Below are 21608 nucleotides of genomic sequence, written 5' to 3'. Positions count from 1 at the left end.
CCATGCCTGGCCAGCGCGGCTTCAGCCTGCTCGAATTGCTCGTGGTACTGGCCATCGCCGGGCTCATGACTGGCCTGGCGGTGGCCTGGCTCGACAGCGGCAAGTCCAGTATCGACCAGGCACTGCAGCGCCTGGCCACGGAAACCCGCACCCAGGCCGCGCTGGCCCGGCACGCCGGGCAGCTGCGCGGATTGCGCTGGACCGGCCAGCGGCCTGAGTTCGTGCGCCGAAATGGCGATGGCTGGGTGGTCGAGGCTGGCGCCCCGGTCGACTGGCCAAAGGGCCTGCGCCCGGACTGGTCGGCCAGTGCCCAGCCCCGTGTGCTGTTCACGCCGCAGGGCTGGGCGCAACCAGGCTCGGTGCACTGGCGCTGGGCAGACGGCAGCCAGCGTTGGGAGTGGGGCCGTGACGGCCAGTTACGCGTGGCGATGACGCCATGAAGCGCAGGCAGCGCGGGTTCACCTTGCTGGAAGTGACCGTGGCCCTGGCGATAGCAGCGGTGCTGGCGGTCATCACCAGCCAGGTGCTGCGCCAGCGCCTGGCGGTGCAGGACAACGTACAGCAGCACCGCCTCGGCGTGCTCTGCGCCCGCGAACTGCAGGCGCGCTTCACCGTCGAGCAGTACTGGCCAGCCAGCAATCAGGTCGATGGCGTGCTCAGCCAGGGCGGTCAGGCCTGCCACTGGCAGATGCAGTTGCGCCGTACCGGTGTACGCGACCTGCGTCGCGGTGAATTGCAGTTGTACGCCGACCGCGACCAACGCCTGCCGCTAGGGCAGTACACCCTTTTTCTGGAGCAGCCATGAAACGGCGCCAGGCGGGTTTGACCCTGATCGAGCTGATGGTCGCCATGGCCCTGACTGCGCTGCTCGGGGTCATGCTGTCGGCGCTGGTCAATGGCTGGCTCAAGGTACGCGAGCGGCTGCAGGTGAACACCCAGGAAACCAGCGTGCTGGAGTTCTGCCTGGCCCTGGAGCGGCGCTTCGACAGCCCGGTGCTGCGCCGCCTGTACGAACAGCGCCTGCCCCTCGCCAGCCGCTGGCTCGACTGGCAGGCCGACCGCCAGCAGTTGCTGTGGGTGGCCGCCGCCGCCTTGCCCGAGGCCGAAGGCGGCTCGCGCCTGCAACGCCAGCGCCTGCGTTTCGATGCGCGTGACCAGCGCCTGCTGCTGGAAACGTCGGCGGACCTGTACGCCGCCAGCGAGCCGCGCTGGGTGTTGCGTGAACAACTGCCGCGGGTCAGCGCAATCAATGTGCTTTACCACCAGGGTGGCCGCTGGTTGCCCTGGCCCTCCGACCAACCCGCGCACCCCGGCCGTGGCGTGCGCCTGGAATTGCAGCGTGATGGAGCACCGTATGTCTGCACCTTTGTTCTCCCCTGGGGGCGCTCATGAAGTTTGAATGGCGCCGAACTGCGCCAGTTCGACCCTGGTTGTTGCTGCGCCCGGGCGAGGTCTGGGACTGGTTGCTGGTCGAGGCGGATGGCGCCCGACGCCAAGGGCAGGGGGAGCCTCCGGCGAACGTGCAGGCACGGGTGGCGCTGATCGTCCCCGGGGAATGCTGTAGCCAGTTTCAACTGGCGGCGCCGCCGGGCCTGAAGCGCGACGAGTGGCCGCTGTTGCTGGAGGACCGCTTGCTGCAGAACCCGGATGAAATCCTGTGTGCCTGCCTGTCGCGTCAGGCGGGGCAATTACGCCTGATGGCGGTGGAGCGGCAGTTGCTGGAGCCGTGGCGCGAGCAATGTGCCGAATGGGGGCTGCAAGTGGACTGCTGCTGGGCTGAATTCCAGTTATTGCCAACACCCGAGCCGTGCAGTTTCTGGCAGTGGCAGCGCACGCCAGAGGTCTCGCTGTGCAAAGGGCTGGGCGAGGACGGGTTTGAACACTGGTTGGCTTGGCCCGCTGAGCTGGGCGAGTTGCCGCAGCAACCGTGGTCGGGCCTGCATAAGCAAATGATGACGGGCACCTGGCCAGTCGCGTTGGCGCCACTCGACAACCTGCCCAGCTTGCTTGAGCGCCCCCGCCAGGCGCACTCGCTGCCGGGCGTGTCGCGGCAGCAGCAGCGCCTGCTTGCGGCTTGCCTGGTGTTGGCCACCGTCTGGGGCGGCCTCTGGCTGACCCAGCAATGGCGCCAAATACAAACCTGGCGTGCGCAGGTGTTGGCGATCACCGGTGAGCAGGCCAGCCCCCGGCACGCGGCGCAGGCCCTGAAGCGTCTACGGGAAAACGGACTGCAACAGCAATTGCGCGAGCGTCAGCTCGAAGACCTGCAGGTACGCCTGCAAGCCTGGCTGCGTGAGCATCCCGCCTGGCGCCTGCAAGCCGTGCGTTTCGATGGCCAACGCTGGCACCTGCGCCTGGACGGCGATGGCGCCGCGCCGCCGTGGAGCGAGATGGCCAACGCTGTCGACGCTGCCGTGCAGGTACAGGACGGGCAGGTGGTGTTCGACCTGGGAGCGGCCTCATGAATCGGGAGTGGATGCAGCGTCATCGGCTGTGGTTTGCAGGGGGGCTGATCGTCGTGCTTCTCGCCTTCCTGGCCCTGCGCGGAGGCCTGGCGCAATGGCGTGAGCTCAGCCAATGGCGTGAGCTGGCAGCGCAGGCCGCAAGTTTGCAGGGTGGCCCCGGCATGAGCCTGGAACGCTTGCGCCAGTCAGCCCTGGCGCGGCGAATCGAATTGGCTGATGTCGATGTGCAAGGCAAAAGCTGGCAGCTACGGGGTCTGGTTGCGGATGAGCGCGTATTGCAGGGCTGGTTGCAAAGCCTGCGCGCGGAAGGGGCGCAGCCGTTGCAGTGGGGGCTGGAGCAGGATGCCAAGGGGCTGCGTTTCGAACTGGTGCTGCAGCCATGAGCCGTCGTGGACTGTTGTGGTGCGGGTTGGTGTTCACGCTGACCTTGCTGATCGAGCTACCGGCTGCCTGGGTGGCGCGTGGGGTTGGCCTGCCGGCTCGTGATGTCAGTGGCAGCGTGTGGCAAGGCCAGGCGCAGCAAATGGGGCCGGTCGGGCCGGTGCGCTGGGCGTTGCGGCCATGGCGCATGCAGGCCGATGCGCAGCTCGGTTTTCAGGGGCAGGCCTGGCAATTGCGCGCTCAAGGTTGGCCATGGAACTGGCGGCTGGAAGCAGCGGCGTTGAGTGCCCAGGCGACGGTACTGACGGAATATCGCGTGGCCGGGCAGTGGCAAGGGGTGCTGCGCATGCAGGGTTCGGGGCGCCAGTGTCAAAGCAGCGAAGGGCGGGTGAGCGTGACCGACCTGGCGTTGAGTGAGCCGTGGTCGCTGGGGTTGGGGCAAGGCTGGATAGAGATGGATTGCCGTGCAGGCTGGCGCTTGCGCGGGCAATTGGTGCAGCAGGGGCAACATGAAATGTCGCTGGAGGCAGACCTGGAGGGGCGCAGGGCGCAGGTGGCCTTCAACTTGCAGAATGAGTCGGTGTTGACGCCGGTGCTGCGGGGCGCACAGTGGCTGGGGCCGCAGGCGCTGGCGGGGCAGCGGGAGGTGCGTTGGTAGGGCGGGGGATTGGGGCTGGGCTGCCATGTGCCCGCCATCACAATTTCTGCGCTTGGGAGATCGAGCGCCGCCCGCGCGGCGCATCGCGAGCTTTGCTCGCTCCTACGTTTGTTTCGGGCCAATTATTCCTGTGGGTTTTGCGAGCGAACGTCTTGGCGCATGGCGCGATATTGCGTCGTACCAACAAGGCGGTCGCGCGCGCCTGTTACAGGCGTTACTGGCCCGAAACAGACGTAGGAGCGAGCAAAGCTCGCGATGCGCCGCGCGGGCGGCGCTCGATCTCACAGGCGCTGAATATCTCAAGGCAGACACCTCTGCGCCTAAACCTCTATTCCACTTTGCCCTGCACACTCGAAACCCACTGCTCATTCCGACTATGCCCACTGGTCCTCAACAACCCCAGGTCCAGCCCATTCTCGCCATCCGCCGCGCCTTTGCCCTTGGCGATCTCGGCAATAGCCGTGCCCAGGTCCACTGGCGAATTGGAGGCATCCACCGACACATCCCGACGGTAGTCATTGCCACTCAGGGTTTCCCGGCTCAACGAGCCGGCATCGAGCGCGACCGCGCCCTTGGCCGACTGCAGGCGGGCGCCGACCAGCTGGGCATCACCGCCCACCTTCAGCTGGACACCGTCACTGCCCTTGAGCACCGCCTGCTGGCCCACGCTGTCGCGCTGCACGTGCGACACATCAAGGCTGAAGGTCGGCGAGAAACCTGGGTCGGCCTTGCTCAAGGCCGACCCCGCCTTGTCCTTGACCTTGCCACCCAGTGGCCCGGCCAGCGAGGTGGCGGCGTTGAGGTAACCCTGCGGGTTCTTCTCCTGGCTCAGGCGTGCATCGCCTTTCACCGTCAGGGTATCGACGCTGTCCTTGCGGCTGACGATGCGCAGGTCGCCATCGACGGCGCCGGTGATGTGCCCGGCTTCGAGACTGGCGCCTTCAATGCGGGTATCACCGCGGCTTTGCAGGTCGATGGTTTCGGCGCGCAGGTTGCTGGCGTTCCAGGTCTGGTTGTCGCGCTTGTCCAGCTCGACCTTGGCCCGGCCATGCAGACCGCGGGTGTCGGTGGTGCCTGCGGTCATGTTGAAACCGGCACCGGCGGTGATGTCGAGATTGTTGCGCTGCTCCTGATTGGAAGAGGCCTCGATCAGCATGCCGCCGCTGGATGCGTTGAACTCGATCTGCTCGGCGGCTGCCTGCAAGCCCTCCAGGTGCAAGGCAATGTCCTCGCGAGCAGTGCTGCTGAGGGTCAACTTGCCGGCGCTGGCGAACTGGGCATCGACGGCCTGGCGAGCGCTTTCATCCTGCGTGCCATGGCTGAAGTGGCCACCGATGCCGCCGCCTTTTGTCTCACCCATCTTGGCTGCCAGTTCCAGGCCTCCGCCCAGTTTGCCGCCGCTGGCTTGCTGGGTGTCGTTGCCTGCCTTGACCTGCAGGCGGCCATCACTGTGCAGGCGAATATCGCCCACCTTGGCTTCGCGGTTGCCGATACGGGTGCCTTCCAGCAACAGATCACCCGCGCTGCTCAGGCGCACTTCACCCTTGGCGTCGATCTGTGCCACGTGGGCCTTGGCTTGCACCGTTTGCTGCTGCACGTGGTCAAGGTAGCCACGGCCATCGAAACCGGTGCTGCCGGGGCGGTTGCCGACCTTGGCCCAAGCGTTGCCGTCAAGCTGGCGTGTCAGCTCTTCGGTGCGGTCGTTGGCCTGGGTCAGCGACAGGTTGCCAGCACTGTGGATGACCACCTCGCCTTCACCGCCATCCATGCGTGTGCCTTCATACTGGCCATCGCTACCCAGCTGGACCTGAATGCCCTGTTGCCCGTAAAGGCTGCCAGGTACCGCGGTGCTGGCCGTTGCCTGCTTGTCCAGCGAACCGCCCTTGCCCGCGCCGCGCCCGTTCAGGTCACTGCCGGAGCTGGTGTCGAGGCGCAGGTCACCGCCAAAGGCCAGACGCTGCACGCTGTCGTCCTGGGTATTTTCAGCGGCACGCATCGTGTGCTCCTGGGCATCGATCTGCAGTTGGCCGGCATTGGCACGCCAGGCGGTGCCTTGGTCGTCGATCGTGTCGGCCTTGACCTCGACCTTCGCACCCGACAGCTCACTCACCTGGGCAATGCCACGGCGCTGGTTTTCCAGGCGCTTGAGGTGCTCGACGGTCATGTCGGCACCGACGCTGGGTGCCGCCATGGCGTCTTCGGGCGATGCCTGCTGGAAGCGCGCGGCCTCTTCGCCCAGCACCAACCGTTCGATCGGCCGGGTCAGGTCGCGGTATTCGACGCTGGCGCCGAGGCTGCCGGACCATTCGTTGCGCAGTTCTTCCCGTTCGTGATTATCCTGGACGGCACGGTTTTCGATGCGCTTGGCGGTGACCTTGAGGGTGTCCCCGGCCGTGACACGTGCTGCTTCGGTCACCAGTTCGTCAGCATCGAGGTTGACGTTGCCGCTGGCCTGCAGTTCGCTGCGCTGGGCCTTGCTGTCGCGTTCGGTCACCCCGGTGCTGTTGTGATGGCCCTCGAACAGGCTGCCGAGGCGGTCGATGCCGCCCGTAACGGTCAAGCCGCCGCCGCTCTGGCTTGTGCTGGTGGTCGATTCGCGCTCATTGCGGGTGGCGCCCAACGTCACTTGCCTGGCTTTCACGTCGAGGTCGCCCGCACCCGCCTGGACCTTGGAACCGTTGACTTGCAGATGCCCCTCGCTGCTCAGGCCAACCGTAGCCCCCTTCAGTTCACTGGCGACTTGCGTGGTGTCGCGCACCTTTTCGCTACCGGTGACCACTTCATACGCCACGCCCGCCGCATACTGGCGTGACTGCGGCTTACCGTCTTCGGCTACCTGGGTTTGCCGGGCACTGGCAGTCAATCCATGTTGCTGATCGCGGCTTTCGCTTTCGTTGACCGCTTGCGCGCTGCCGATCAGTACGTCGCCCTTGGCTTCAACCTGCAAATGCTCGCCGGCCTCGACCTTGGCACCCTGGATGCGCAGCTCTTCGGCACTGGCCAGGCGCAGGTTGCTGGACGAGCTGACATCGCTGACCAGCACCTGCTGTTGTCGTGTGCTGCTCTCGTGATCACTGCCGAACAGGCCGAACAGTTTGCTGTCGCTATTGCGCTCGGTAGAACGGCTGCTGCCATGGTCCGCTTCGATCGCCAGCGCACCTTTTTCGCTGTACAGCACGGCATCTTCATTGCCGTGCACAGTGCTGCCCTTGATGCTGACCTGGTCAGCACGGACATTCAGCTTGCCATCCGCAGTGACGCTGCTGCCGGCAACGCTCTGGCCCTCGGTGTCGCTGCCCTTGCGACTGCCGAAGAAAGCGCCGGAGACCAGGTCGCCTCGGTAGTTGCCGTCGTTGCTGCGTTGCTGCAGGGCGGTTGTGCCGACCTCGATCTGCCTGGCGTTGAGGTCCATGTCGGCGCGGCTATGCAGGGTGCTGCCCGCGACCTTGAGGGTATCTTTGGCCTTGACCGTCATACGTTGGGCATTCAGCGTGCTGGGCCGTGCGGTTTCCGTGTACGTGTCGGTATCGCTGTCGCCGCGCCAGAGGTCCTTGCGATGGCGCACCCGTTCCTTGAATTGATTACTGTCGATGCCGGCCGCGATGTCCAGGTTGGCACCGCTGTCGAGGGTCATGTCACCGCCTGTCTTCACCTCGGCGGCGACCAGGCGCATGTCGGCGCCGGACTGCAAGGTGATGCTGTCGCTACCCTGCAACTGCACACCCCGTTGCTGGCGTTCGGTGGTGGTGCTGTCGCGGCTGTACGTTTCGCGGGTGATAAACAGGAACTTCTTGTTCCAGCTGTCGCGGTCGTGGCTGATGTTTTCGCGGGTCCTGGCGTCCAGGGTGAGTTTCTTGCCGGCCGTGGCTTCGATGCGCTCGGCCTTGCCGTCGGTGGCGCTCAAGGTCAGGTCGTCGGCAGCGGTTAACAACAGGGTGCCTTGTTCACTGCGCAGTTCGGCAGGGTTGTCGGCTGTGCCACTGACGTCCAATGAGCCGGCCGAGTGGATGGCGATGCCGTTGTCGGCCCTTATCTTCGACCCCATGCGCACGCCTGCACCTTCGGCAGTGCTCACCACGCGAATGCGCCCGGCGCGCATGGCGCCGAACAGGTTGGCGTCGATGCTCGACGGGGTGCCCGGCAGGTGTTCGAGGACCTGGCCATCGATGTGAGCGATGCGATTGCGGCCAACGGTCACGTTGAGATCATCCTTGGCCATGAGCAAGCCCTGCTGGTCCACTTTGGGGGCAATCAGATCAAGTGCACCCTCGGCATTGGCCTGGCCGCCCTGCATCACCTGCAGGATGCCTCCGGCGTTCAGCGTGTTGAAATGGCGCAGCTGTTCTTCCTGCAATTCGGGTGTGCCGACCACGAACCCGGCGCGGGTGGTGTTGATGAAGCTGCCGCCATTGAGGGTGATGCCGTTGGGGTTGGCCAGGATGTAGTCGGCAGGGCGGCCGAAGATTTCCTGCGGGCCTTCGATCAGCGAGGCGTTGCGGCTGACCACCTCGTTGAGAATGGTCGACGCTGCCTGGCCCTGGAACTGCGGGTTGGCGGCCAGCGCTCCAGCCAGTTGCGACTGGCCCTCCTGCAGGGCGTTGTTCAGCACCACACCGGGGCGGGCGACGTTGTAGTCGAGGAACTGGTTGTGCGACAGACCACTGGCGTTGGGCGGAACGATGTCGATCACCGGTACGCCATGATCGTTGTTGATGATGGGTGTGCCTGCGGGGCCGGTGGCGGCCTCCAGCCCACCCTGCGCGAGAGCGCTGGTGGGGCCGAGCAGGGCGAGGAAGATGGCCCAGCGCAAGGTATCCGGGCGGGTAGACGGCAATGGCGAGAGTATCTGCATGTTCTCGTTCTCTTTTTTGTTGTGGGTGAATCAGATGCTCAGGGCGCACTCCAGTACCCAGAAGCCAGGCTCCAGGCGGGAGCGGGGCAGGTCGCTGGTGTAGAGGGCGCGTTGGTAGTCGAGGCGCAGCCGGGCATCCGGCAGGCTCAGTTCGATGCCGGCGGCTGCGCCTGCCAGGCGTTGCGAAGGTTTGCCAGTCGCTGGCCGGGTCCAGCCCGCATCTAGGCCGAAGTAAGGGCGTATCTGCAGGGGGTGGGCCCAGTTCGCCGGTAGCGGTTGGCTGAAGGTATTGCGCCAGGCCGCGCCGCTGGCGCCGGAGTAGGTTTGCAGGCGAAAGCCACGTACGGTCGAGTCGTCGCTGACAAGTAGCTGCTCGACGGCGGGCAACGCGTGTTCGCTGTATTGCAGGGCCAGTTCGCTTTGCCAGCGCCAAGGTGTGTCAGGCGGCCCCTGACGCAGGTGCAGCAGGCTGGCGCGGTACTTGCGAAAATCCGGGCGCAGGCGTTCCGCTCCCAATGGCGACTCGTCGGCAGCAAACCAGTCCAGGCCTTGAGCAACACCCACATACCCGTTCCATAAACCACCTTCGAGCCACAGCAGGTTGATGCCAGCCTCAATGCTGGTGAGTGTCGGGCTTTGCTGGGTAATGACGGCACCCGCGCCGCGGTTGATCAGCTGCTTGCGGTCCAGCCGTGCACTGGCGCTGAGCATGCCTTGCTGGTTGCGCCATAGCACTCGCTCGATGCTCAGGCCCTGGTAGCTGCTGCTGCCGTCGCTGGACTGCCGACTGTGCGGCAGCGGTGCGTCGTAGGTCAGTTGGCTGGCGTTGAGGGCAAAGGTCCAGGGGCCATAAGGAACGCTGTAGTACAACGTGATGCCTTGCACCTGGCCGGGTGCGTGGAAAACGCTGGAGAGCAACGACACTCGCAGGTCGTCATTGAGCTCCAGCGGGCTGTCCAGGCCGAGGTTCAGGTTCAGGCGGTGGCGGCCGGTCAGCTCACTGCCGCGGTTGTCCAGGCGGCTGTCCAGATGCCAGCGCGAGCCGAGCGGGTGCGGTTGCAGTACTACTCGGGTGCCGCCCGGCAGTTCGCCTGGCAGCAGGTCCATGCTCAGGTCGTAGGCGCGCAGTCGATTGAGCTGGTCGAGTCCTTGTTCGAGGTCGGGCAGGTACAGCGGTTGGCCCAGTACGCTAGGGAAGGCGCCGTTCAACGACAGCGGCAACGCTGGGCCGGCGAGCTCGATGGATTCGACGAAACCTTCGACGATGGCGACGTCTATTGGCGCATCATTACGAGGCTGTTGGCGCAGGTAGGGACGGCTGGTCGGGAACCCTGCGTTGACATACCGCTGGGTGATGCCCCTGAGCAGGCTATTGATGTCATCGATGCCCATGCAGGGCAGAAGCCGCTCGCGTAGAGCGGGCTCAAGCGCCTGATTCGGAAGCTGGCGGTTGCCGACGATGCGCAGGCCGGACACGGCCCAGCACTGACTGTCGGCTGGCTGGGCGGGGGCTTGCTCGTTGCGCTCGGACAGGGGCTGCTGCTGCTGCCAGCGCTTGAGCCGCTGTTGCTGTTCGAAATGCCGCAGGGATTGCTGCTGGTCGCGCAGTTGCAGGCTGGCGGGGTCGTCAGCCAGGACGGTGTGGGAGATCAGCATGCCAGCCAGGCAGCCGGCGAACAGTCTGTTGGCGGAGTGACAGAGTCGGCATGGCATGAAGCACCCTCGCAATTGGCGTACGGATTACGTACTCGTTTGCGTGGATGCTATGAATTCATGCCTTCGGTTGGATGCAGTCCCTGACCCAAGCAGGGCGTAGGGCAGCTGTGCATTTGAAGTATGAAAGGTCCTACAAGCTCAATCCGAATGTAGGACTATCAAGGGCGAATTTCGATCAGGGTGCCATCGCGGACCAGGTCCCACACTTCCTGCATGTCGCGGTTGCGCATGGCGATGCAGCCATCGGTCCAGTCGAGGGTCTGGAAGTACCACTCGGGGTAGTCTTCGTCGATCGGTGTGCCATGGATCATGATCATGCTGCCGGCGCTCCAGCCTTCGCGGGTGGCGCGGGCGGCGTCGCTGATGTTCGGATAGGTGATGTGCATGGCCAGGTTGAAGCGGTCGCTTTCCTTGCGCCAGTCCAGCCAGTACAGGCCCTCTGGGGTCTTCTTGTCGCCCTCGCGTTCCTTGGCGCCCTTGGGCTGTTTGCCCAGGGAAATGCGGTAGGTCTTCAGCGGCTCGCCGCGGCTGATCAGCTGCAGGCGCCGCTCGGACTTGATCACCAGCACCTTGTCGATCAGCGGCTGCATGGCGGCCTGGGACTGCGACTGTACCGGCGCGGGCGGTTGCGGCTTGCGAATGATGACTTCGGTGAAGGCCGCCTGGGACACCGTGGTAACGCAAAGGCAGAAAAGGGCGAACAACCAACGCATGAAGCGGTACCTGCAAACTTAAGTGGTGGGCGAAACATTCATCGGCGGCAGGTATTCATGGCCAATCGGGTAGTGCTGCCTGATGCGGTCGCGATAATAGCATTCTAGTGTGCGAGTGACGGTCCGGAAAGCCAGCTCGCCCCACGGGATTTCGTGTTCCTCGAACAAGCGTACCTCCAGGCTTTCGACACCGACGGCGAAATCAAGGTCCGCCAGCTCGGCACGGAAGAACACATGCACCTGGTTGATGTGCGGGAGGTCGAACAGCTGGTACAGGGCCATGTCCCCGACCCGGGCGCAGGCTTCCTCGACCGTTTCGCGACGGGCGGCCTGATCGAGGGTTTCGCCGTTTTCCATGAAACCGGCCGGTAGCGTCCAGAAGCCGCGGCGCGGCTCGATGGCGCGCCGGCACAGCAACACCTGGCTGCCCCAGGTGGGCAGCACCCCGGCGACGATGTTGGGGTTCTGGTAATGGATGGTCTGGCAAGATTCGCAGACGAACCGCAGGCGGCTGTCGCCCTCGGGGATCCGCTGAATGACCGGCTGGCCGCACGCGCTGCAAAATTTCATGCTGTTCTTCCTTAGTGACCGGGTTATCTTGGCGCGCCACGTGGGGTTGCCGCAAGCGCACGGGGCTTGGGTGCTTCGCGGCTTTGGTGCATCATGCAAGGCAGGCCTTGGAAACGAGAGTGCGCAATGCTGGACGAGCTACTTCGCCGTATGAGCAACCACCAACCCGCTTCACTGGAAACCGACCGACGGTTCCCCGAGGCGGCGGTACTTTTGCCCATCACCCGCAGCGAAGCGCCCGAGCTGGTCTTGACCTTGCGTGCCAAGGGGCTGTCGACCCACGGTGGCGAAGTCGCCTTTCCCGGTGGCCGCCGCGACCCGGAAGACCCGGACCTGGTGTTTACCGCACTGCGCGAGGCCGAGGAGGAAATCGGCCTGCCGCCTGGCCTGGTCGAGGTGGTCGGCCCACTCAGCCCGCTGATCTCCCTGCACGGCCTGAAAGTGACCCCGTTCGTCGGCTTGATCCCGGATTTCGTCGAATACCGCGCCAACGATGCCGAAATCGCGGCAGTCTTCAGCGTGCCGCTGGAATTCTTCCGCCAGGACCCGCGAGACCACACCCACCGTATCGACTATCAGGGCCGCAGCTGGTACGTGCCCAGCTATCGCTATGGCGAGTACAAGATCTGGGGGCTGTCGGCGATCATGATCGTCGAGCTGGTCAACCTGTTGTATGACGCCGGTATCAGCCTGCATCAACCCCCTGAGCGCTACATCGAAATTTGAGCGGGGTACACCCCGCCGTCTGCGTGAACCTCTGAGGAGCGAACATGAAATACCGCCTGGGCGACCATCGGGTCGATTCCCACCCCACCAGCTGGGCCGCACCCAACGCCACCCTGATTGGCAAAGTGCGCCTGCAGGCCCGTGCCAGCGTGTGGTTCGGTGCGGTGCTGCGGGGCGACAACGAACTGATAGACATCGGCGAGGACAGCAACGTCCAGGACGGTACCGTGATGCACACCGACATGGGCTCGCCGCTGACCCTGGGCAAGGGCGTGACCATCGGCCATAACGCCATGCTGCATGGCTGCTCGGTTGGCGACTACAGCCTGATCGGCATCAACGCCGTCATCCTCAACGGCGCGCGCATCGGCAAGCACTGCATCATCGGCGCCAACACGCTGATCCCGGAGGGCAAGGAAATTCCTGATGGCTCGCTGGTGATGGGCTCGCCGGGCAAGGTGGTGCGCGAGCTGACCGAACAGCAGAAGCGCATGCTCGAAGCCAGCGCTGCGCACTATGTCCATAATGCGCAGCGCTACGCGCGGGAGCTGGTGGCCGACGATGAGTGAAGTTGCTGTAGAGCGGCCGGTGGCTTCGCCGTGCGTGAGCATTTGCGCACTGGACGAGCAGGATATCTGTACCGGCTGCCAGCGCACCGTGGCCGAGATCGGCCGTTGGGGGCGCATGGACAATACCGAGCGCCGGGCGGTGCTCAAGCTTTGCCATGAACGGGCGGTGGCAGCCGGGCTGATTATTGGGCACTGACCGCAAAATCAAGTAATCTGTGCGGCTTGCCCACAGATCACTCGCCATGTTCTATCTCATTGCCTATATCAGTAGCGTAGTGCTGATCAACTACGCCTTCTCCAGCGCCCCGCACCTGGACATCATCTGGTCCTGCTGGGGTGGCCTGGTGTTCATCCTGCGCGACATGGTGCAGACCCGCTACGGCCACGGCGCGCTGATCGCCATGCTGCTGGCCCTGGTGCTGTCGTACGCCACCTCGGAGCCGGCCATCGCCCTGGCCAGCGCCACCGCGTTCTTCGTCTCCGAGCTGATCGACTGGCTGGTGTTCAGTATCACCCGCCGGCCGCTGCGTGACCGCCTGTGGCTGAGCTCGGCGCTGAGCATTCCGGTGGATACCTTCATCTTCTTCGGCATGATCGGCGCACTCACCCCGGCGGTGATCGGCACCGCCATGGCCTCGAAATTCGCTGGGGTCACGGCCGTCTGGCTGGCCATGGCATTTCGCGCGCGGCGGGCCGCCGTAGCGGGTTGATGGTGTAGAATAGCGGTCCTTTTTCAGCGGGCCGTGCCAAGCCTGGTGCGGCCCCGGACGCCTTCGAGGACCTGAAATGACCCGTATCGGAACCCCATTGTCGCCAACCGCGACCCGTGTACTGCTCTGCGGCTGTGGCGAGCTGGGCAAGGAAGTGGTGATCGAGCTGCAGCGCCTGGGCGTCGAGGTGATCGCCGTCGACCGCTACGCCAATGCCCCGGCGATGCAGGTGGCGCACCGCAGCCACGTGGTCAACATGCTCGATGGCGTTGCCCTGCGGGCGATCATCGAAGCGGAAAAACCGCACTACATCGTGCCGGAAATCGAAGCCATCGCCACCGCCACGCTGGTCGAGCTGGAGAGCGAAGGCTTCAACGTGGTGCCGACCGCCCGCGCCACCCAGCTGACCATGAACCGCGAAGGCATCCGCCGCCTGGCCGCCGAAGAGCTGGACCTGCCAACCTCGCCGTACCACTTCGCCGACACCTTTGAAGACTACGCCAAGGCCGTGGCCGACGTCGGCTACCCGTGTGTGGTCAAGCCGGTGATGAGCTCCTCGGGCAAGGGCCAGAGCCTGCTGCGCAGCGATGCCGACCTGCAGAAGTCGTGGGACTACGCCCAGGAAGGCGGCCGTGCCGGCAAGGGGCGGGTGATCATCGAGGGCTTCATCGACTTCGAATACGAAATCACCCTGCTGACCGTTCGCCACGTGGGCGGCACCACCTTCCTCGAGCCGGTCGGTCACCGTCAGGAGAAGGGCGACTACCAGGAGTCCTGGCAGCCACAGGCGATGAGCGCAAAAGCCCTGGCCGAGTCGCAGCGCGTGGCCAAGGCGGTCACCGATGCACTGGGTGGTCGTGGCTTGTTCGGCGTGGAATTGTTCGTCAAGGGCGACCAGGTGTGGTTCAGCGAAGTCTCGCCGCGCCCGCATGACACCGGCCTGGTGACCTTGATTTCCCAGGACCTGTCGCAGTTCGCCCTGCACGCCCGCGCCATTCTCGGCCTGCCCATCCCGGTGGTGCGCCAGTTCGGGCCTTCGGCTTCGGCGGTGATCCTGCCGGAAGGCCAGTCGCAGCAGACCAGCTTCGCCAACCTGGGGGCAGCATTGAGCGAGCCTGACACCGCCATTCGCCTGTTCGGCAAGCCGGAAATCAACGGCACCCGCCGCATGGGCGTGTGCCTGGCGCGTGATGAATCGGTCGAAGCGGCGCGGGCCAAGGCGACCCGTGCTTCGCAGGCGGTCAAGGTCGAGTTCTGATCCGAGATTGCAGGGGCTGCAAAGCAGCCCCAACGGCTCAAAGCTCGGTATTGCGGGTTTCCTTCAGGCACAGCACGGCAATCAGGCTGATCACGGCCGCCGCCGACACATAGCCCCCCACCCAGCTCAACCCACCCATGCTCACCAGTTTCTGGGCAAAGAACGGCGCCGCCGAGGCCCCGACGATGCCGCCCAGGTTGTACGCCGCCGAAGCGCCGGTGTAGCGCACGTGAGTCGGGAACAGCTCAGGCAGCAGCGCCCCCATCGGTGCGAAGGTCACGCCCATCAGGAACAGCTCGATGGCCAGGAACAGCGCCACGCCCGTGGTCGAGCCTGAAGTCAGCAGCGGTTCCATGGTAAAGCCCGACGCCACCGCCAGCAGGCCGCCGACGATCAGCACCGGCTTGCGCCCGTAACGGTCGCTGAGCCAGGCCGACAGCGGCGTGGCCAGGGCCATGAACACCACGGCGAAGCACAGCAGGCCGAGGAATGTCTCGCGGCTGTAGCCCAGCGTGGTCACGCCGTAGCTGAGCGAGAACACTGTCGAGATATAGAACAGCGCATAGCACACCACCATGGCGGCTGCGCCCAGCAGGGTTGGCATCCAGTATTTGCCGAACAGGTCCACCACCGGCATCTTCACGCGTTCGTGGCGGGCGACTGCCTTGGCAAACACCGGGCTTTCCTCAAGCTTCAGGCGCACATACAGCCCCACCATCACCAGCGCGGCACTGAGCAGGAACGGAATGCGCCAGCCCCACTCACGGAACTGCTCGTCACTGAGCAGCATGGCCAGGGTGAGGAACAGGCCGTTCGCCGCGAGAAAGCCGATCGACGGGCCAAGTTGCGGGAACATGCCGAACCAGGCGCGTTTGCCCTCCGGCGCGTTCTCGGTGGCCAGCAGTGCGGCGCCGCCCCATTCGCCACCCAGGCCCAGGCCTTGGCCGAAGCGCAGCAGGCAGAGCAGGATCGGTGCCCACACGCCGATGCTGTCATAGCCTGGCAGCACGCCGATCAGCGTGGTCGAAATACCCATCAGCAGCAGCGAGGCGACCAGGGTCGACTTGCGCCCGATGCGGTCGCCGAAGTGACCGAACAGTGCCGAGCCCAGCGGGCGGGCAAGGAAGGCGATGCCGAAGGTGATGAAGGCCGCGAGCATCTGCGCGGTGCCCGATCCGGACGGGAAGAACACCGGGCCGATCACCAGCGCGGCGGCGGTAGCATAGACGTAGAAATCGTAGAACTCGATGGCGGTGCCGATGAAGCTGGCAGTGGCGACCCGCGCTGGCGAGTTGACCGGCGCGGCAGGCGCCTCGGCATAGGTGCTGGTTGTCATTTGGTAGGTCCCTGACAGTCTGGTCCGCTCCATGGCATTGTCTGCGGCCAGTGCAGGCGTTGAAGCAGGCACGGCTGGGCGGACGCCGGAGCGTATTGTTGTTGTGTTCGCGCGACTGACACCAGCCCAGGAGGGTAGGGGTGGGAGCGGGCACTGTTCGGGGTGTTGAAGCAGGACCGCGGGGCGTGTCAGTGGAGCGGACTGGCCGTGTGGCGCCGGGTGCGGGTAGCGGGCGGAACGGCGGGGCTGGGTAAGCGTGACCCGAGTATAGCTATCGGGTCACGGTCCACACCAGTACCTTGCTGGCGCAATTGTCCTCTGTTTCGAGGATTTCCAGGCGATAGCGGCCGATCTTCAGGCAAACGGCGCTTTCCGGAATGCTTTCGAGGGCTTCGGTGACCAGCCCGTTGAGGGTTTTCGGGCCACCGTCGCAGGGCAGGTGCCAGCCCAGGGTACGGTTGATTTCGCGCAGCGAGGCGGTGCCCTCGATGACAAAGGTGCCATCGGGCTGCGGGTGTACGTGGGGGTTGTCCAGGCTCTGTTCGTCCTCGAACTCGCCGACGATTTCCTCGAGGATGTCTTCCAGGGTGACGATGCCCAGCACCTCGCCATACTCGTCCACCACCACGCCCAGGCGCCGCTGTTGCTTGTGGAAGTTCAGCAGCTGCATCTGCAGGGGCGTGCTTTCTGGCACGAAGTAGGGCTCGTAGCAGGCACCCTGCAATTGCTCAAAGGTCAGCTCGGCCTTGGGCAGCAGGTGGCTGATGAGCTTGGTGTTGAGGATTGCTTCAACCTGGTTGATGTCGCTGTGGTACACCGGCAGACGCGTGTGCCGGCTGACGATCAGTTGCTCGATGATGTGCGCGATGGGGTCGTCGAGGTTGATGCCGTCGACTTCGTTGCGTGGCACCAGGATGTCGTTGACGGTGATCTTGTCCAGCGACTGCAGGCCGTCCAGCAGGCCGTTGCGTGGTACTTCGTGCTCGTCGTCCACGTCGAAGTCATCATCTTCCTGCGGATGCAGGGCCACTGCCGTGGGCTGCACGCGGAACGGCCGCAGCATCAGCTTGGCGATGCCGTCGAACAGGCAGGCCAAGGGTTGCAGCAGAGCGAGAGGAAACGGGCGCAGGCTCAGGCCAAGGCCGACGAAAGCCTGCGGGTTGCGCCGGGCCAGGCGCCGCGGCAGGAATTCGGCGAACACCAGCAAGGCTGCGACGGCGGCCAGGCCAGCCAGCCAGAAGCCGTGTTCGCCGTTCTGGCGCTGGCCGATCAGGCAGGCCAGGCCCAGCACCAACAGTTTACCCAGGCTGGCGCACAGCACCAGGGCCTGGGCTGGCAGCGGCGGCTTGCCGTCATCGCCATTGCGCAGCGAACCATTGAGTTGCAGGCGGGCGGCGTCCACGGCGGTGAACAACGCCGACCACAGTAGCGCCAGTGCCAGAATGCCGAGTAGTGGTGCGTACGGCAGGGTGTCCATGGGCGGCCGTCAGATATGCAGGATGAATTCGCGAACCAGCTTGCTGCCGAAATAGGCCAGCATCAGCAGGCAGAAACCGGCCAGGGTCCAGCGGATCGCCTTGTGCCCGCGCCAGCCGAGGCGGGTGCGGCCCCACAGCAGCACGCTGAACACGATCCAGGCGATACAGGCCAGCGAGGTCTTGTGCACCAGGTGCTGGGCGAACAGGTTCTCGAGGAACAGCCAGCCGGAAATCAGCGACAGCGAGAGCAGGCACCAGCCGGCCCAGAGGAAGCCGAACAGCAGGCTTTCCATGGTCTGCAGCGGCGGGAAGTTGCGGATCAGCCCGGACGGGTGCTTGTTCTTCAGCTGGCGGTCCTGCAGCAGCAACAGCAGCGACTGGAACACCGCGATGGTGAACAGGCCATAGGCCAGGATCGACAACAGGATGTGCGCGAGGATGCCCGGTTCTTCGTCGATCAGCGGCACCGTGCCGGGGGGCGCGAACTGCGCCAGCAGTGCGGTAACGGCACCGAGCGGGAACAGCAGCACCAGCAGGTTTTCCACCGGGATGCGCAGGCAGGCCACCAGCGTCAGGGTGATGACCGCCACGGCGATCAGGCTGGCGGCGCTGAAGAAGTCCAGGCTCAGCCCCAGCGGGGTGATCAGCTGGAAGAACAGTGCGCCACCCTGGGCGACCACGGCGAGTGCGCCGAGCAGGCCAAGCAGGCGTTTGTCGGCCTTGCGGCCCTGGGCCAGGTGGGCGCCCTGATAGATGGCCGCAGCTATATATAAGCCGGCGGCGATCAGGTTGGGGATGAGGCTGGGTGAGGAAACCATAAGTCCTGGTTGCAGAGCCCTGAAAGAGACGGAGTTTGGCATAGAACGCCACCGGCCATCCAGACCGATCGGCAGCGAGGTGTGCGCCGCCGCCGCACTTCGTTATAATCGCCGCCTTGCTGTGCCTGGCGGGTGTGCATTTCCCCCTCGGGCGCCTGACAAACCTCGGCTTTTACTGGGCCTGAAAGGATCACCATGTTCGAAAACCTGACCGACCGCCTGTCACAGACGCTGCGCCATGTCACCGGCAAGGCCAAGCTGACTGAAGACAACATCAAGGACACGTTGCGCGAAGTGCGCATGGCCCTGCTCGAGGCCGACGTTGCCCTGCCGGTGGTCAAGGATTTCGTCAACAGCGTCAAGGAACGTGCAGTCGGCACCGAGGTATCGCGCAGCCTGACCCCGGGCCAGGCGTTCGTGAAGATCGTCCAGGCCGAGCTGGAAAGCCTGATGGGCGCGGCCAACGAAGACCTCGCCCTGAACGCCGCGCCGCCGGCCGTGGTGCTGATGGCCGGCCTGCAGGGCGCGGGCAAGACCACCACCGCCGGCAAGCTGGCGCGCTTCCTCAAGGAGCGCAAGAAGAAGAGCGTGATGGTGGTGTCCGCCGACGTCTATCGGCCGGCGGCGATCAAGCAGCTGGAAACCCTGGCCAACGACATCGGCGTGACCTTCTTCCCGTCCGACATCAGCCAGAAGCCGGTGGCCATCGCCGAAGCTGCGATCCGCGAAGCCAAGCTCAAGTTCATCGACGTGGTCATCGTCGACACCGCCGGTCGCCTGCACATCGACGCCGACATGATGGACGAGATCAAGGCCCTGCACGCCGCAGTCAAGCCGATCGAGACCCTGTTCGTGGTCGACGCCATGACCGGCCAGGACGCCGCCAACACCGCCAAGGCGTTCGGCGAAGCCCTGCCGCTGACCGGTGTGGTACTGACCAAGGTCGACGGTGACGCCCGTGGCGGTGCCGCGCTGTCGGTACGCGCCATCACTGGCAAGCCGATCAAGTTCATCGGTATGGGCGAGAAGACCGAAGCCCTCGAACCCTTCCACCCGGACCGTGTCGCTTCGCGCATCCTCGGCATGGGCGACGTGCTCAGCCTGATCGAGCAGGCCGAGCAGACCATCGACAAGGCCAAGGCCGACAAGCTGGCCAAGAAGCTGAAGAAGGGCAAGGGCTTCGACCTCGAAGATTTCCGCGACCAGCTGCAGCAGATGAAGAACATGGGCGGCCTCGGTGGCCTGATGGACAAGCTGCCGAGCATCGGCGGGGTCAACCTGTCGCAGATGGGCAACGCCCAGGGCGCGGCCGAGAAGCAGTTCAAGCAGATGGAAGCGATCATCAACTCGATGACCCCGGCCGAGCGTCGCGACCCTGACCTGATCAGCGGTTCGCGCAAGCGCCGCATCGCCCTCGGCTCCGGCACCCAGGTGCAGGACATCGGCCGGCTGATCAAGCAGCACAAGCAGATGCAGAAGATGATGAAGAAATTCTCCGCCAAGGGCGGCATGGCCAAGATGATGCGTGGCCTGGGCGGGATGCTGCCGGGCGGCGGCATGCCGAAGCTGTAACCCCTATTTTGGGTGCCTGCCTTTATAAAGGCGAGCGCCCGGAACCCCCGCTTCGGCGGGGCAACGGCCGCGTATTCCGTGGCTTAACCGGCAAATCTGGACGGTAGGGCAGGGCTCTGCCGAAAAAGGCATTTGCAAATGTCCGTGTATTCCCCGAGAATATGCGGCCTTTTGGGCACCCGTGTGCCTATTTGGCATTCAGATTTGCAGCACCGACTATAGGAACAATGTTCACATGGTAACCATTCGTCTTGCCCGTGGCGGCTCGAAAAAGCGCCCATTCTACCACCTGACCGTGACCAACTCGCGTAACGCCCGTGACGGCCGTTTCGTTGAGCGCGTAGGCTTCTTCAACCCGATCGCATCGGGCGCCGAAGTCAAGCTGTCGGTCAACCAAGAGCGCGTTTCCTACTGGCTGAGCCAGGGCGCACAGCCGTCTGAGCGCGTTGCTCAGCTGCTGAAGGACGCTGCCAAGGCTGCCGCCTAAATAGTATGAACGCGACGCCAGAAAAGGCTGACGACCTCATCGTCGTTGGCAAGATTTTTTCGGTTCACGGCGTTCGCGGCGAGGTGAAGGTGTATTCCTTTACCGATCCGATTGAAAACCTGTTGGATTATCCGCGCTGGACGCTTCGGCACGAAGGCAAGGTAAAGCAGGTCGAGCTGGTCAGCGGTCGTGGCTCCCAAAAGGGCCTGGTCGTGAAACTGAAAGGCCTCGATGATCGTGATGAAGCCCGGCTTCTGAGTGGTCACGAAATCTGCATTGCGCGGAGCCTTTTGCCCAACCTGGCTGCCGACGAGTACTACTGGTACCAGTTGGTGGGTCTGAAGGTCATCAACCAGGACGAACAACTGTTCGGCAAGGTCGATCACCTGTTGGAGACCGGTGCGAACGATGTAATGGTGGTCAAGCCGTGCGCAGGCAGCCTGGATGATCGCGAGCGACTGTTGCCCTATACGGCGCAATGTGTGCTGGCAATCGACCTGGAAGCAGGCGTGATGCGGGTTGAATGGGACGCGGACTTCTAAACGATGGGTAACCTTCGCGTAGACGTCATCACGCTGTTCCCCGAGATGTTCTCGGCCATCACGGAGTACGGCATTACCAGCCGCGCGGTGAAACAGGGGTTGCTTCAGGTGACTTGCTGGAACCCGCGGGACTACACCACAGATCGCCACCATACCGTGGATGATCGGCCGTTTGGTGGTGGTCCGGGCATGGTGATGAAAATCAAGCCTCTGGAAGACGCCCTGGTGAGTGCCAGGCAAGCGACCGGAGCAGCGGCGAAGGTGATCTACCTTTCGCCACAAGGCCGCAAGCTGACTCAGCAGGCGGTCAAAGGCCTGGCCGAACAGGAATCGTTGATCCTGATCGCCGGTCGTTATGAAGGCATCGACGAGCGCTTTATCGAGGCTCATGTCGATGAGGAGTGGTCGATTGGTGACTATGTGCTTTCCGGTGGCGAGCTGCCGGCCATGGTACTGATCGATGCGGTTACGCGGCTGCTGCCCGGAGCTTTAGGGCATGTGGACTCGGCGGAGGAAGACTCTTTCACCGACGGTCTGCTGGATTGCCCGCACTACACCCGACCTGAGGTGTATGCGGATCAGCGTGTTCCCGACGTGTTGCTAAGTGGCAACCATGCACATATCCGGCGATGGCGGATGAAGCAGTCCCTTGGTAGGACCTTCGAACGACGCGCCGATCTTCTGGAAAGTCGCTCGCTTTCTGGAGAAGAGAAGAAGCTGCTCGAGGAATATCTCCGCGAGCGGGACGATAGTTAAA

General features: G+C 64.4%; 21 protein-coding genes and 1 pseudogene. 15 read left to right on the top strand and 7 right to left on the bottom strand.

Going from position 1 to position 21608, the window contains the following annotated elements; genetic code table 11:
• Positions 1 to 2: 2 nt before the first annotated feature.
• From gspH to C2H86_RS06230, 6 genes are read left to right on the top strand one after another with little or no spacing between them, the layout of a single operon-like run.
• Complete coding sequence (gene gspH / locus C2H86_RS06255; protein ID WP_159411855.1) at positions 3 to 440, top strand: type II secretion system minor pseudopilin GspH; 438 nt, start codon at positions 3 to 5, stop codon at positions 438 to 440.
• Positions 437 to 805 carry a type II secretion system protein GspI gene (locus tag C2H86_RS06250; RefSeq protein WP_159411854.1) on the top strand — a complete coding sequence of 123 codons (369 nt, stop codon included), beginning with the start codon at positions 437 to 439 and terminating at the stop codon, positions 803 to 805. Before gspH ends, C2H86_RS06250 begins: the two co-directional genes overlap by 4 nt.
• Positions 802 to 1392 carry a PulJ/GspJ family protein gene (locus tag C2H86_RS06245; RefSeq protein ID WP_159411853.1) on the top strand — a complete coding sequence of 197 codons (591 nt, stop codon included), beginning with the start codon at positions 802 to 804 and terminating at the stop codon, positions 1390 to 1392. Before C2H86_RS06250 ends, C2H86_RS06245 begins: the two co-directional genes overlap by 4 nt.
• The gene (locus C2H86_RS06240) at positions 1389 to 2465 is read left to right on the top strand and encodes a GspL/Epsl periplasmic domain-containing protein (RefSeq protein WP_159411852.1); all 1077 of its coding nucleotides are present in this window, start codon (positions 1389 to 1391) and stop codon (positions 2463 to 2465) included. Before C2H86_RS06245 ends, C2H86_RS06240 begins: the two co-directional genes overlap by 4 nt.
• Positions 2462 to 2848, top strand: coding sequence for a type II secretion system protein GspM (gspM, locus tag C2H86_RS06235; RefSeq protein WP_159411851.1), 387 nt, complete (start codon positions 2462 to 2464; stop codon positions 2846 to 2848). Before C2H86_RS06240 ends, gspM begins: the two co-directional genes overlap by 4 nt.
• Positions 2845 to 3504 carry a general secretion pathway protein GspN gene (locus C2H86_RS06230; RefSeq protein WP_159411850.1) on the top strand — a complete coding sequence of 220 codons (660 nt, stop codon included), beginning with the start codon at positions 2845 to 2847 and terminating at the stop codon, positions 3502 to 3504. Before gspM ends, C2H86_RS06230 begins: the two co-directional genes overlap by 4 nt.
• A gap of 328 nt (positions 3505 to 3832) precedes the next feature.
• Here the strand turns inward: C2H86_RS06230 and C2H86_RS06225 are convergent, their stop codons facing one another.
• The 4 genes and pseudogenes from C2H86_RS06225 to C2H86_RS06210 form a co-directional block, all read right to left on the bottom strand.
• Complete coding sequence (locus tag C2H86_RS06225; protein ID WP_159411849.1) at positions 3833 to 8356, bottom strand: hemagglutinin repeat-containing protein; 4524 nt, start codon at positions 8354 to 8356, stop codon at positions 3833 to 3835.
• Between the two features lie 30 nt (positions 8357 to 8386).
• Positions 8387 to 10069: a ShlB/FhaC/HecB family hemolysin secretion/activation protein gene (locus tag C2H86_RS06220; RefSeq protein ID WP_159411848.1), complete on the bottom strand. Its 1683-nt coding sequence runs from the start codon at positions 10067 to 10069 to the stop codon at positions 8387 to 8389.
• A gap of 161 nt (positions 10070 to 10230) precedes the next feature.
• A pseudogene (locus tag C2H86_RS06215) lies at positions 10231 to 10650 on the bottom strand (L,D-transpeptidase family protein); the annotation flags it as partial.
• Positions 10651 to 10803: 153 nt separating this feature from the next.
• Complete coding sequence (locus C2H86_RS06210) at positions 10804 to 11355, bottom strand: NUDIX hydrolase (RefSeq protein WP_159411846.1); 552 nt, start codon at positions 11353 to 11355, stop codon at positions 10804 to 10806.
• Positions 11356 to 11481: 126 nt separating this feature from the next.
• Here C2H86_RS06210 and C2H86_RS06205 point away from each other — a divergent pair, with 126 nt between their 5' ends.
• The 5 genes from C2H86_RS06205 (at position 11482) to purT (ending at position 14618) form a co-directional block, all read left to right on the top strand.
• Entirely contained in the window at positions 11482 to 12081 is a 600-nt protein-coding gene (locus C2H86_RS06205; RefSeq protein WP_110637286.1) for a CoA pyrophosphatase, read from the top strand.
• A 44-nt stretch (positions 12082 to 12125) separates the two neighbouring features.
• Entirely contained in the window at positions 12126 to 12650 is a 525-nt protein-coding gene (locus C2H86_RS06200) for a gamma carbonic anhydrase family protein (RefSeq protein WP_159411845.1), read from the top strand.
• Positions 12643 to 12846 carry a DUF1289 domain-containing protein gene (locus C2H86_RS06195; RefSeq protein ID WP_103445468.1) on the top strand — a complete coding sequence of 68 codons (204 nt, stop codon included), beginning with the start codon at positions 12643 to 12645 and terminating at the stop codon, positions 12844 to 12846. Before C2H86_RS06200 ends, C2H86_RS06195 begins: the two co-directional genes overlap by 8 nt.
• 46 nt (positions 12847 to 12892) lie before the next feature.
• Positions 12893 to 13360, top strand: a complete 468-nt coding sequence (locus tag C2H86_RS06190) for a VUT family protein (protein WP_060512569.1) — start codon at positions 12893 to 12895, stop codon at positions 13358 to 13360.
• Positions 13361 to 13436: 76 nt separating this feature from the next.
• The gene (purT, locus tag C2H86_RS06185) at positions 13437 to 14618 is read left to right on the top strand and encodes a formate-dependent phosphoribosylglycinamide formyltransferase (RefSeq protein ID WP_159411844.1); all 1182 of its coding nucleotides are present in this window, start codon (positions 13437 to 13439) and stop codon (positions 14616 to 14618) included.
• 37 nt (positions 14619 to 14655) lie between these two features.
• Here the strand turns inward: purT and C2H86_RS06180 are convergent, their stop codons facing one another.
• From C2H86_RS06180 to C2H86_RS06170, 3 genes are all read right to left on the bottom strand, one after another.
• Positions 14656 to 15954 (bottom strand): MFS transporter, encoded by a 1299-nt coding sequence (locus C2H86_RS06180; RefSeq protein ID WP_159411843.1) that lies wholly within the window; start codon positions 15952 to 15954, stop codon positions 14656 to 14658.
• A 271-nt stretch (positions 15955 to 16225) separates the two neighbouring features.
• Complete coding sequence (locus C2H86_RS06175; protein ID WP_159411842.1) at positions 16226 to 17431, bottom strand: transporter associated domain-containing protein; 1206 nt, start codon at positions 17429 to 17431, stop codon at positions 16226 to 16228.
• 9 nt (positions 17432 to 17440) lie between these two features.
• Positions 17441 to 18250: a cytochrome C assembly family protein gene (locus C2H86_RS06170; RefSeq protein ID WP_159411841.1), complete on the bottom strand. Its 810-nt coding sequence runs from the start codon at positions 18248 to 18250 to the stop codon at positions 17441 to 17443.
• 195 nt (positions 18251 to 18445) lie between these two features.
• On the opposite strand from C2H86_RS06170, the gene ffh reads away from it, so the two are divergent.
• The 4 genes from ffh to trmD all read left to right on the top strand — a co-directional run bounded on the left by ffh (position 18446) and on the right by trmD (position 21607).
• The gene (ffh, locus tag C2H86_RS06165; RefSeq protein ID WP_012270758.1) at positions 18446 to 19822 is read left to right on the top strand and encodes a signal recognition particle protein; all 1377 of its coding nucleotides are present in this window, start codon (positions 18446 to 18448) and stop codon (positions 19820 to 19822) included.
• A 235-nt stretch (positions 19823 to 20057) separates the two neighbouring features.
• A complete protein-coding gene (gene rpsP / locus C2H86_RS06160) occupies positions 20058 to 20309 on the top strand; it encodes a 30S ribosomal protein S16 (protein ID WP_027920106.1) in 252 nt (83 codons plus the stop codon).
• A 5-nt stretch (positions 20310 to 20314) separates the two neighbouring features.
• Positions 20315 to 20851 carry a ribosome maturation factor RimM gene (gene rimM / locus C2H86_RS06155; protein WP_159411840.1) on the top strand — a complete coding sequence of 179 codons (537 nt, stop codon included), beginning with the start codon at positions 20315 to 20317 and terminating at the stop codon, positions 20849 to 20851.
• A gap of 3 nt (positions 20852 to 20854) precedes the next feature.
• Positions 20855 to 21607 carry a tRNA (guanosine(37)-N1)-methyltransferase TrmD gene (trmD, locus tag C2H86_RS06150; RefSeq protein WP_003252146.1) on the top strand — a complete coding sequence of 251 codons (753 nt, stop codon included), beginning with the start codon at positions 20855 to 20857 and terminating at the stop codon, positions 21605 to 21607.
• Position 21608: the final 1 nt, after the last annotated feature.

This window comes from Pseudomonas putida, assembly GCF_009883635.2.
In the GTDB taxonomy this organism is placed as follows: Bacteria; Pseudomonadota; Gammaproteobacteria; order Pseudomonadales; family Pseudomonadaceae; genus Aquipseudomonas; species Aquipseudomonas putida_W.
The sequence above is the reverse complement of the archived record's forward strand: the minus strand, read 5'-3'. Positions and strand labels throughout refer to the sequence as shown.